This is a genomic window from Patescibacteria group bacterium (assembly GCA_018817715.1).
Lineage (GTDB): Bacteria > Patescibacteriota > Patescibacteriia > Veblenbacterales > UBA10138 > JAHITT01.
Map to the genome: position 1 here is coordinate 240,682 of JAHITT010000004.1, position 11,026 is coordinate 251,707.

At 38.4% G+C, this 11,026-nt stretch carries 9 protein-coding genes, 3 tRNA genes and 2 pseudogenes; 10 read left to right on the forward strand and 4 right to left on the reverse strand.

The window, feature by feature from the left end; all coding sequences use genetic code 11:
- Positions 1–22 precede the first annotated feature (22 nt).
- The 9 genes from KKC17_02750 to KKC17_02790 all read left to right on the forward strand — a co-directional run bounded on the left by KKC17_02750 (position 23) and on the right by KKC17_02790 (position 6,022).
- Positions 23–760, forward strand: a complete 738-nt coding sequence (locus KKC17_02750) for a M24 family metallopeptidase (protein MBU1039122.1) — start codon at positions 23–25, stop codon at positions 758–760.
- Between the two features lie 3 nt (positions 761–763).
- A complete protein-coding gene (locus KKC17_02755; protein ID MBU1039123.1) occupies positions 764–1,051 on the forward strand; it encodes a DUF167 domain-containing protein in 288 nt (95 codons plus the stop codon).
- A 33-nt stretch (positions 1,052–1,084) separates the two neighbouring features.
- Positions 1,085–1,159, forward strand: a tRNA-Gly gene (locus KKC17_02760).
- A 120-nt stretch (positions 1,160–1,279) separates the two neighbouring features.
- Positions 1,280–1,996: a VIT1/CCC1 transporter family protein gene (locus tag KKC17_02765; protein ID MBU1039124.1), complete on the forward strand. Its 717-nt coding sequence runs from the start codon at positions 1,280–1,282 to the stop codon at positions 1,994–1,996.
- A 162-nt stretch (positions 1,997–2,158) separates the two neighbouring features.
- Complete coding sequence (gene pyrF, locus KKC17_02770) at positions 2,159–2,881, forward strand: orotidine-5'-phosphate decarboxylase (GenBank protein MBU1039125.1); 723 nt, start codon at positions 2,159–2,161, stop codon at positions 2,879–2,881.
- Positions 2,878–3,660, forward strand: coding sequence for a phosphoribosyltransferase (locus KKC17_02775; GenBank protein ID MBU1039126.1), 783 nt, complete (start codon positions 2,878–2,880; stop codon positions 3,658–3,660). The genes pyrF and KKC17_02775 overlap by 4 nt, the downstream gene beginning before the upstream one ends.
- Positions 3,661–3,808: 148 nt before the next feature.
- Positions 3,809–4,963, forward strand: a complete 1,155-nt coding sequence (locus tag KKC17_02780) for an adenylosuccinate synthetase (protein MBU1039127.1) — start codon at positions 3,809–3,811, stop codon at positions 4,961–4,963.
- A 101-nt stretch (positions 4,964–5,064) separates the two neighbouring features.
- Positions 5,065–5,152, forward strand: a tRNA-Leu gene (locus KKC17_02785).
- A gap of 444 nt (positions 5,153–5,596) precedes the next feature.
- Complete coding sequence (locus tag KKC17_02790; protein ID MBU1039128.1) at positions 5,597–6,022, forward strand: hypothetical protein; 426 nt, start codon at positions 5,597–5,599, stop codon at positions 6,020–6,022.
- Between the two features lie 39 nt (positions 6,023–6,061).
- On the opposite strand, the gene KKC17_02795 is transcribed toward KKC17_02790, so the two are convergent.
- A complete protein-coding gene (locus KKC17_02795) occupies positions 6,062–9,016 on the reverse strand; it encodes a lamin tail domain-containing protein (GenBank protein ID MBU1039129.1) in 2,955 nt (984 codons plus the stop codon).
- 108 nt (positions 9,017–9,124) lie between these two features.
- Between KKC17_02795 and KKC17_02800 the strand changes: the two genes are divergently transcribed.
- Positions 9,125–9,211 (forward strand) — tRNA-Leu (locus KKC17_02800).
- Positions 9,212–9,771: 560 nt separating this feature from the next.
- Here the strand turns inward: KKC17_02800 and KKC17_02805 are convergent.
- From KKC17_02805 to KKC17_02815, 3 genes and pseudogenes are all read right to left on the reverse strand, one after another.
- A pseudogene (locus KKC17_02805) lies at positions 9,772–10,077 on the reverse strand (recombinase family protein).
- 207 nt (positions 10,078–10,284) lie between these two features.
- Positions 10,285–10,758: pseudogene (locus KKC17_02810) on the reverse strand (recombinase family protein).
- A gap of 14 nt (positions 10,759–10,772) precedes the next feature.
- A partial coding sequence (locus tag KKC17_02815) for a hypothetical protein (GenBank protein MBU1039130.1) occupies positions 10,773–11,026 on the reverse strand: 254 nt, incomplete at its 5' end.

Sequence of the window (11,026 nt, forward strand, 5' to 3'; positions counted from 1 at the left end):
TTTGAACTGTTATTATAAGTTTATGAAATATCAATTACCTATTATTCAGGAATTAAAAGCTGTTAAAACTAAGGTAGAAATAAATAATATTATTAAAGCGCAAAGGATTAGTGAAAAAGTTTTGACAGAAGCGGTTAATAAATTAAAAGTTGATTTAACAGAAGTTAATTTGGCTAAATTTATAGTTGGCCGGATGAAATATTATCAGATTAAATCTTTGGCTTTTGAGCCAATTGTGGCTTTTGGGAAAAATACGGCCAATATTCATCATGTGCCTGGTAGAACTAAATTAAAGTTAGGTAATTTGGTAATGTTAGATTTTGGCGCTACGGTAAAGAGTTATTGTTCAGATATGACCCGTACTTATATATTTGGTCAGCCGACTGCTAAGCAAAAAGAAGTTTATCAAACAGTGCTTAAGGCTCAGGAGTTATCTTTAGCAGTTTTAAAAAAAGGTTTAAGGCAAGCTGATAAAATAGATAGCCAGGCCAGACGTTTTATAGTTAAAAGATTTGGTGCAAACAGTTTTAACCATGGTTTAGGCCATGGTTTGGGAACAGTGATACATGAATGGCCAAGTTTAAAGCCGGGTAGCTTAGATATTTTAAAATATGGTATGGTTATAACCTTGGAGCCGGGTATTTATTTGCCGGGTTGGGGTGGGGTAAGGATAGAAGATATGGTTTTGATAGGTAAAAATGGAACAGTAAATTTAACGCAAGCAGCAAAAGATTTAACTAAGATAATTTTAAAGATTTAATTTATGCTTTTAAAAGTTAAAGTTATAGCTAATTCACATCGGCCAGGTTTGGTAAAAATGGAAGGAGATATTTTGCACATTAAGCTAGCGGCACCGCCAGCTGACGGTAAAGCCAATGCCGAGCTGTGTGAGACATTATCCCGGGTGTTAAAAGTACCTAAAACGGATGTAATTATTAAGCGCGGGCAGGGTTCTAAAGTAAAATATTTAGAGATTTTAGGATTTGACGATAGTCATATTTTTGCTATACTAAGTCAGCGCTTAAGCAGTGCAAAAAAGTTGCGAGGGTAATTTAAGTAGCGCTATTAATTTTAAACGGAGCGTGCGGGAGTAGTTCAGCAGTAGAATGCTTCCTTGCCAAGGAAGAGGTCGCGGGTGCGAATCCCGTCTCCCGCTCCAAACTAAAGAACTTCACTTTAAAGTGAAGTTCTTTAGTTTTTTATTAATTATTATTTGATGTACAATTATTATATGGAACATAAAGAATTATTAGTTGATAAAATAAAACGGATTAGGAAAATGCATCATGATGGCACGGACGAAAAGGACTGGCACAATTTGTTAGCGGGTAGTTATTTGCGGGATTTTGTTTATGGGGCTAATGATGGCATAATTACCACTTTTGCTGTGGTGGCTGGTGTGGCTGGAGCGGATTTATCAGCCAGTATTGTTTTAATATTGGGTGCGGCTAATTTATTGGCTGATGGTTTTTCTATGTCTAGTGGTAATTATCTTAGTGAAAAGTCCAATCGTGAGTATGTAACTTCGGAATTAAAAAAAGAAGAGTGGGAAATAGAACATTTACCCGAAGAAGAAAAAAAAGAAATAAGAGAAATTTATCAAGCCAAGGGTTTAAGTGGTCAGGTTTTGGAAGAGGTTGTTAAGGCTATTACAGCTGATAAAAAATTATGGGCTAAAGAAATGCTGGTACATGAACTAGGTCTTTTGCCTAATGAGGAAAAAGTTAAACCCTTAGCTACAGCTGGGGTTACTTTTGTGGCTTTTGTGGTAGCCGGCGTCATTCCTTTGTTGCCTTACATTTTTAATTTGCCAGTTTATTCATCTTTTGTTTGGGCAATTATTTTTACTGGCTTGGCTTTATTTATAGTTGGCAGTTTACGAGCTTTGTTAACCGAAAAGAAATGGTGGTTGTCGGGTTTGGAAATGTTAATGGTTGGTGCTTTGGCGGCTAGCGTAGCTTATGTGGTTGGAGCTTTTTTGGGTGGCTTAAGTTAAGCCTATTTTAATAAGTATGTTTTAAAACCGGCTTTTTAGCCGGTTTTGTTGACTTTGGATAAATTTTATTATAAGGTTGGGGCGAAAATAAACAGAGTTTTTTAAAATTTTTTATAGTTACACTTAAATAACTATTCATCATAATTAATAATGGAGTAAGTCATGGAAAAGACATTTTGGCCAAGAATGATTCTTGATTTAAAAGGCATGAAGCTGTTAAAAGCAATGCAACTAGGGGAATCGCTGGCTACTCAAGCAGATGCGGTAAAAATTCATAGTTTGTGGGATGATATCGGGTCTTCGGTTGTTGATACCCTAAAAAGAGCGGGTATAAAAAAAGTTTGGGTGGATTTAAAACTTAAGGATACACCTGATACTATAGCGGAACGTGCGACAGTAGTTAGGGATGCCGGTGCCGATATGTTAACCGTACATATTGATGGCGGTAAGGATATGTTGGAAAATGCCTTAAAGTTTGGCCCACCGGAAATTTTTGGCGTCACCGTTTTAACTTCTTTAAAAGAAGAAGAATTCAAAAACTTGTACGGCTTAACTATTGCCGAGGCGGTATTGGTGAGGGCTTTAATAGCGAAGGAGGTTGGTTTACAAGGAATTATTTGCTCAGCTAAGCAAGTTGGCGGTTTATCTTCTAACCCTGATCTTCAAGGTTTGCGTTTTATTGTTCCTGGTACAAGATCTGTCGGTGCTGATCATAACGATCAACAGCAGGTGGATACGCCAGGTAATGCCGTGTTGAATGGCGCTACTGATTTGGTTGTTGGTCGTCAGGTAACAAAAGCAGAAGATAAATTAAAAGCTTTTAATGAGTTGCAGATGGAAATTGCTTATGCGTTGAATAGTAAATATTCGGCGGGGGTAGTATGAAAAAGTTAACTAGGCAAGAAATTTACGAATTAATTCGTAAATTTTCTAATAACCCTTTAGGTGTTTTAGATGCTTGCGGTGGATTATACATCTGCCCTAAGGACGAATCTGGTAAGCGGCTTGGTCCATTGGTTGGTTATGCTGGAACTTATACCGAAGGCAAACAATATGTTGGTGATATTTATGCTAACTTTGCCAAGGCTGAAGAATATGTGGATATTATTAACTACTGGGCTTTGGCAATGTCTTCTGACGAAGAAAAGGATTTGCTTTTATCATCTGCTTCGGTTTTTATTGGTTTGCCTGAAGGCGGTAAATCGTTTGCTATGGCTTTGTCCAGTCAGCCAGGTCACAGCGGCCGTTATATTTATTTGGAAAAAGTAGTTACGGCGGTGAAAACGGAAACAGAAAGGGAAAAATCTAAGTTAGTTTTTAACAGACATGACATTATTCCAGGCGATAAAATTGTTTTGGTAGAAGACTTACAAAATAACTTTTCTACTACCGGAAAGGCGATTGACCAAGTTATTTCTGTTGGTGGTGAAGTTATAGCCTTAGCTTCCATAATGAATCGTTCGCCCTTTGTTGATACTGTATTTACCTGGAATAATAAAGAATACCCAGTACTTACTTTATTGCGGCGTCCTTACCCTGAATACGAACAAACTGATTCTTATGTTGCTGAAGATGTGCAGAAAGGCAATGTAATTTGGAAACCTAAAAACGATTGGGTGGTTGTTGAAAAAATAATCGAAAATTATCCTAATAAAATTGATTAAAATAATTTAACTTTAAATTAACCCGGTAATGGAGGACCGGGTTTTATTATTTGACTTAATTTATCCAGGATTGTAAGGTAGAGGCGAAAAAATACTGGAAAATAATTCAAAAATAAACAAATTCCTTAACAAAATGAAGGAGTAAGTTATGGCAGGTTGTGTAGATGTGGCTTTGGGAGCTCAATGGGGCGACGAAGGCAAAGGTAAGACAATTGTATTACACATAATACCCTCCGGTATTATGTGGCCGGATAAAATTTGCGTTATTGGTAACGGGGTAGTGGTAAATCCTATAACCCTGCTTAAAGAAATTGCCGATCTGGAAAGTTTAGGCATAAGTGTTGCTGGAAGATTATTTATTTCTAAACAAGCCCATATGATTTGTCCGTGGTTAATAAGTTTGGAAAAATCACGAGACAACTTCATAGGCACGACTAACAAGGCTATTGGTCCGACTTATGAATCAAAAATGGCTCGTAAGGGAGTTAGGTTTGATTCAATGATGGGTTTTTATGGCAAGTTTCTTGAGGATCTTTGCAAACACGCTAACTATACTAATCGAGAATTGACTTTAAATGGTCAGCCGATTGACACAGAAGTTGAAGTTGATGAGTTTGCAAAAAATGTATTTAATTCAATAGTTCCTTTTGTAGCCGATACAGTGGCCTTGCTACATAAAAAATATACCGAAAGTAAGAGTATTCTTATTGAAGGAGCCCAAGGAGCCATGCTGGATATTGATTTTGGAACTTACCCCTTTGTAACTTCCAGCAATTGTACTATTGGTGGTTGTTTAACCGGAACAGGCTTACCAGCCAGGTATGTTAAGGATGTTGTAATGATATCTAAATGTTACACGACCCGGGTAGGCAACGGCCCATTCCCAACTGAATTGTTTAACGATGAAGCAGAGAAGTTAAGGCGGTTAGGCAATGAGTTCGGCGCTACTACAGGTAGACCGCGTCGTCCTGGTTGGTTGGATTTGTTTCAGCTTAAGTATTCAAAGATGATTAATGGTGCCAATTTTTTAACCTTGGTTAAGGCTGATATTTTATCTGGATATAAAACAATTAAGGTTTGTACTGGCTACCTAGGGTTAGATAATTATCCAACCGATTTGTTAACCTTATCATCGGTTATGCCTGTTTATCATGAGCTTCCAGGTTGGTCATCAATTTATCAGAATGGAGAATTACACCAAAATTTAAAAGATTATATTTTTTTTATCGAAGAATATTTAAATGTTCCGGTTTTACTGTTATCAATTGGTCCAGACCGGGAGCATACAATCTTTTTAAAATAATTCAAAACCTTAAGGTGCTTGTAAAAAATACAGGCACCTTAATTTATTTTCCTCTTGCCATAAGTAAAACTCGATGCTATGATTTTTTTGTTAATCTTTAGGGGCGAGTGGTGGAACTGGTATACACGACAGACTTAAAATCTGTTGGCCGTACAGGCCTTGAGGGTTCGAGTCCCTCCTCGCCCACCAAATAAAATATCTCGTACCCTTGAGTACGAGTTTTTATTTTTGGTGAATATCTAGCAAGTCAATTTTTGACTTGCTTAAGGACTCGAACGCCGGAGCGATGTGTAGGTCAGCAGACCGCACCGCGAGGCGGTGGTTAGCCCGAGGAGTGCGACGGCACGACAAGAGGCGAAGCCGAGTCCCTCCTCGCCCACCAACAAGCAAATAAGGCACCTTAAGAACATTGTTTTTTAGGGTGTTTTGGTTAGAGTCTTGACTTTGGTTTTATTAGTATTAATATATGTACCAGTATGAAAGTTCGTTATAGAGTAAAAAATAAAATAGAAGCCGATTTTAAATTGGCTAACCAAATATTTTTAGATTTCTCTATTTAATTCCCACCGTTTCCAAGCGGTGGGAATTTTTTAAAATAAAATTTCTTTAACAAAAATCCCTAGGGAGGATAAAATGAGTAAAATTAAAAAGCAGGAAGTGAATAACATCCTGATAAGTTTATCAGAGGAAGCTAAAGTAGCACTTAGACCACTATTACATGTGGTTATTCAAAAAAATAATCGTTCCATCTACGCTACTCAAGGAACAAAAAAATATTTTAACGAAGGTGGAACTAAAGGGATGATAGTGGTTGCTAAATTTAGTCAAAATGACGATGAAGAATTTTTAGAAACAATAAAAATTCAGGACGTCATTAAAAGTAAATTAGTTAGTTTAATTATAAATATACCAAGTGGTAATTTTGAAAAAAACGAATATGACTCGCCATCAGAGAGAACCGATGGCGAAACTATAAGACAATTAGCTTGTGATTATGGCATACCCTTAATAACTTGCCCTAAACAAGCTTTTGATGTTTTATACGACTTAGCTAATTAAAAAATATTTATTTAGGCCAGCCAGCAATAATGGTTGGCCTTATTTATTTTGAAATAAGTGTTTAATAAGCTTACTAATTTTTGGTAATTTATATTTTTGCCAGAATAAGTTTATTAACAAGCCGATGATTATTACTGTTAATAAGGAATAACTTAGCCAGTTATTAGTTTGTTTACTTAAATTAATTTCTGGTTGGTCTGCTAAAGGATTTAATTCTGGAGGTGTTATAAATATATCTTCGGGCGAGCGAGCCCATAATTTAAGGCCGGTTTTGGTTTGGACAACAAAACCGGTTATTTTTATGGGACTACCTAAAGTAAAAACTGGCCATTTTAGATTTTTGTTTTTTAGTAATACAACTAGAGTATCTTCATTTTGTTCAAGGGTCAGTTGACTGGCACTATATTTATTAATTGTACCGGTTAGGGTTACAAATTCTCCTTCCAGATCTTCGTTTAGGTCGTTTAAGTTTATTTCTTTGGCTTGGGGTGCTGGTTGGTTGGCTATAATTTTTAGGGGATCATTTTTATAAATTAATAATCTGGTGCCGTAGGTTTCGCTACGGGAGATTTTGCCTTGTAATTCAATCGTATCACCAGTTTTTATATTGGGTATTATTACGTTGTCGGACCAAGTGACTTGCAATCCCGATCCTTGCAGAAACATTATATTTTTACTGATTTGTCCAGGTGCAGCAGCCACCAAACCTTGTAGTTTTACTTTAGTATTAGTTTCTATATTTTTTACATCTGTTAAGGATATAGTTTCAATTGTTTCTTCTTCATTTTCTGTTATTAGTAGATTGTCTTCCCCGGGGGTAGGAAAATTAGTCCATAGCCATTTATTATTTATTAAAGCATAAGCCAAACCCTCTTTAGCTGGCCCGTAGTTTAAAGAGGAAGTTGTTTCTTGATTGTTTTTGAGGACTAATTTGCCACCCTTATTTAGTAAGTTACTTTTTAATATTGTTTTGTCTATGACTAAATAATTATTAGGCTCTATAGATAGGTCGGGCAGGTTTATAATTTGGGAATTATTAATTATTTGCCAGCCAGCCGCGCTGGCTGTGGTGGAGTTGGGGTTATACAATTCTAGCCACTCTTCACTATCATTACCTTTAGGGTTGGGCATTATTTCTGTTAGCAAAATAGGCCCGCTAGTTAGACCGGCTACTTTGGGCACGGGGTTAGTTGTTATATTTATGGTTTGTATTTGTTCGGATTTTAATCCCGATTCGTCGGTAATAGTTAGTTTGACTGTATATTTTTTAGATTCAATATAAGCATGTGAAGGCGTAGTTAAACTGCTGGTTAAGCCGTCGCCGAAGTCCCATTTAAAATTTAAGTTGTCTTTTTCTGGGTCGCAACTGTCGGAAGCGTCAAATACTAGTATTTCACTAATAAGGCCGGTTTTGGGTATGTCCCAGGCTAGGATTGGCGGCAGGTTAATTTTGTTTATTATATTAGTTTGTCCGGGTGTTGGTTTGGTTGTCCATATCCAAGAGCCGTCGTTTTGTCGGGCATAACTGGCCCCCTCTTTAGCTGGACCTTGATAACTCACAGAAATTTTTATTAGTTTATCTGGTGAGGTTAAGGTTATTTTTTCTGTTCCAATGTTATCTAAAATTAAACCGGTAGTTGTTCGTGGTAGTAGTAAAAAGTCTTGAGATTTAATAATAGTGGAAACTAAGGATTGTTGGTTAATAGTGTAAGAAAAAATATTATCTTCTAAAAGCCAATTGTCTAGGTTAATAGATTGGTCAGTCGGATTAAATAGTTCTATAAATTCAGTTAAATCATCCAGCGGTGGATTGGGGTAAAGTTCATTAAACTGAACAGTATTTTTAGATGGTTCCAGTGTTGTTTCGTTATTACCTAATTCAATTAAAAGGGGTTTGTTAGGTAGCCCGTAACTAGGTTCCATTTTTATAAAATCACTTTTATCATTATCACTATCCAAGCCGTCGGGTAGCCGGCCCAAACTGTAAGGTTTAATAATAGCTGGGGCATTGTTGGTAATATTGCCATCGTCCCAAGCGCCGTAGCTTATTTGGTCAATAATTGTCTCTTGGTAACGCAGTAGCAGGGTATCGCCACTATTATTAAGATTGCCTTTGGGAGAACGAATAACATAAAAACGACTACTATCATTAGTACCCAAGGAGCCGCTTAAATAAGTTTTGCTATTACCACCATCGCTTAGAGAAAATAAAGATAAATCAATTGTTCGATTGGTACGGTTATAAATTTCTACCCATTCGTCTGAGCCTTCGGTAGGATCACTGACTAATTCATTTATAACCACTTCACCTGGCAGTACGGTTGGTGTGGGAGTAGGTTGGTAAATTATGACCGGCGGCGGATTTATAGGTGTTGGTGGGGCAGGGGTTTCAATAGGGCTGAGTGAATTATGAGGCTGAGCATTGGCTAAAATAAAATCACTGGCGTTGTCATTAGTATCTTGGCGATTACCTAAAGAATCTTGTTTGCGCAGGATAGATTGATTAGTTGTTGGGTTAGTAGCAAAAGCAGTTGTTTCTGCTAAACCATTATTAATTATTCCCCAAGCCAAACTATCGATAATTTGGCCAGTATCATTGGCGCCTTGTCTTAGAGCTATGCCGTTATTATCGGCAATAGTTTGGCTGGTGGTAATATCTGGCACAATAGTTATGTCGGTAAAACTGGAGCTGGCCCATAAATAAAAACCTTGGGCTTTAACAATGGAGCTTTCGGTCCAGGATTTTATGGTAGTATCAGTTGTGCCGTTAGCGGTTCTTTTTATTAGGCGATAACCTTGTAAATCAATATCCTGGTTAGTGGGATTAAATAATTCTACAAAATCATTGGTGGTTTTACCTTCGCCCCCAGTTGTTTGTACTTGGTTTATTACCAGGTAGTTAGTGGCTGCTTGGCTAGTTTTAGCAAATAAAAAAAGCGTTAGGGCACTACTAAACAAAACGCTTAAAATAATTAATTTGGTCCTACCCTCCATAGGATTAAAATTAAGGTTTAATTATAATTATTATAAACCCCTTGGCTAAATTGTTACAATATGGCAGGCTAAGATAGTCTGGTATTTTAGTGAGGAATGATTTTATTGGCCGGAGTGGTGAAATTGGTATACACGCTAGGTTTAGGACCTAGTGGGGGCAACCCCGTGGAGGTTCGAGTCCTCTCTCCGGCACCAGTAGTAACTTGTTCGGAATTAAGAATATGGAGCGATTTTGCGGAAGCCAAAATCGCGCTTTGATTTTCGCCAAAACCCTTTCCGCCTACGGCGGAAGCCGTGAAATCCCATAATTCCCCCCAGCGTATGGAAACCGTTTTGTCCTTGATTTCAGGGTTAGAGCCGATTTTCTGAAAAAACTTCTTCCATTCTAGATGATTGGAAGTTTTTTCTAAATCGGCCGCTTGTTTCAAGGACAAAACGAAACTCCGCAAGGGTTCGACCCAATTCTTTCTCTGTTGCCCAAAATTTGTTTCTGATTCGAGCAAACCCGCTTTTTCACGCATGAGCAGGTCTTTGCGCGCGAGATACATTTCTCGTTCAATATCGCCGTCAAGAAAAACTGAAACGAGCTTATTCAGTTTTTCTTCGTTTGCTCGAATCTTCTCTTTCAAATTTTTGGCAACACTTCCTTTTTCAGAAATTGATTCGTTTTCCCAAGCAGTAACCTGCTTGTCCATTTCTTCAATTTCAGAAAAAGGAAGCGACACTGATTGAAGCAGTGTTTGCAATTGTGTGGCGAGAACTTTTTCTTGCGTATACGGCTGTGCGCACTTTCCATTTTTCTTGGTGCAACGATAGTAGGTGTAGCGTGTGCCAAAACGATTGGTCGCATGTTGCGCCGTAATCGCACAGCCACACTCGCCACACTTTGCAAACCCAGTGAACGCGAACGGAAGCGCAACTTTCGATTTTCTCGGTTTCTTGCGCGAAGTGAGCACCTTTTGGACTGCTTCAAACAGTGTCGGGAAAAGAATTGGCTCAAAGTTTCCGCTGTGCCATTCTCCGCGATGTTTGATGAAACCGAGATATGCTCTGTTGGTCAACATTTTCACAACGGAAACTTTGGCAAGTGGCGTTCCTTTTTTCTGGACAACGCCGTGATCCGCCAAAAAATCCGCTAACGACTTGAGCGTATATGTTCCCGTGGCGTATTCCTCAAACGCTCGCTTGATGATACGAGATTTCACTTTGTCAGGTTCAATATTTTTCGTTTTCAAATTGTTCACATAGCCAAATGGAGCGAGCGTTAGCCATTCGCCACGGCGGATTTTTTGGCGGATACCACGCTTTACATTTTCAACCAAGTTGTCAGAAAAATATTTGCTCTGCCCGAACGCCACTTGCAACATGAATTTCCCTTGCGGAGTTGGCTCAAACCAAAACTGCGGAAAGCGTAAAGAAGCAATTCTGTTGATGTCTACGAGATAGATAATTTTACCGCCATCAACAGAATTACGGGCGAGACGGTCGGGGTGCCAAGATAATATTCCCAAAGGTTCTGGAGATTTTTCAATATACTCAATCATTTTGGCAAAACCGTCTCGCCCGGGCTTCTTTGCGCTTTTCGCTTCCGTAAATACTTTTACGATTTCAATGCGTTCTCTGCTCGCATATTCGCGTAATTCAAAAAGCTGTGCCTCAATGGACATTATCTGCTGGTCATCTTCCTCGGTGCTCTTGCGAGCATAGAGAACGCATTTAGTTTTGGTTTGAGTTGTTTCCATACGGCTTAGGGGAATTATGGGATTTCACGGCTTCCGCCGTAGGCGGAAAGGGTTTTGGCGAAAATCAAAGCGCGATTTTGGCTTCCGCAAAATCGCTCCATATTCTTAATTCCGAACAAGTTACTACTGGTGCTGTAATTATACACTTTGCGCGAACCTTTTTCGAGCGGAAACTGGACGAATGAATCAGCCCCGCCACCGCCTCGCAGAGCCTCGGCGGACACCAAAGAAAAATGTTCCTTGCTTTTCGGATTTGCGCGCGACCAAT

What these genes read in the sequence shown, in the direction of transcription:
- KKC17_02750 (MBU1039122.1), top strand. Translation starts at nt 23, where the DNA reads ATGAAATATCAATTACCTATTATTCAGGAATTAAAAGCTGTTAAAACT.
- KKC17_02755 (MBU1039123.1), top strand. Translation starts at nt 764, where the DNA reads ATGCTTTTAAAAGTTAAAGTTATAGCTAATTCACATCGGCCAGGTTTG.
- KKC17_02765 (MBU1039124.1), top strand. Translation starts at nt 1,280, where the DNA reads ATGCATCATGATGGCACGGACGAAAAGGACTGGCACAATTTGTTAGCG.
- pyrF (MBU1039125.1), top strand. Translation starts at nt 2,159, where the DNA reads ATGGAAAAGACATTTTGGCCAAGAATGATTCTTGATTTAAAAGGCATG.
- KKC17_02775 (MBU1039126.1), top strand. Translation starts at nt 2,878, where the DNA reads ATGAAAAAGTTAACTAGGCAAGAAATTTACGAATTAATTCGTAAATTT.
- KKC17_02780 (MBU1039127.1), top strand. Translation starts at nt 3,809, where the DNA reads ATGGCAGGTTGTGTAGATGTGGCTTTGGGAGCTCAATGGGGCGACGAA.
- KKC17_02790 (MBU1039128.1), top strand. Translation starts at nt 5,597, where the DNA reads ATGAGTAAAATTAAAAAGCAGGAAGTGAATAACATCCTGATAAGTTTA.
- KKC17_02795 (MBU1039129.1), bottom strand. Translation starts at nt 9,016, where the DNA reads ATGGAGGGTAGGACCAAATTAATTATTTTAAGCGTTTTGTTTAGTAGT.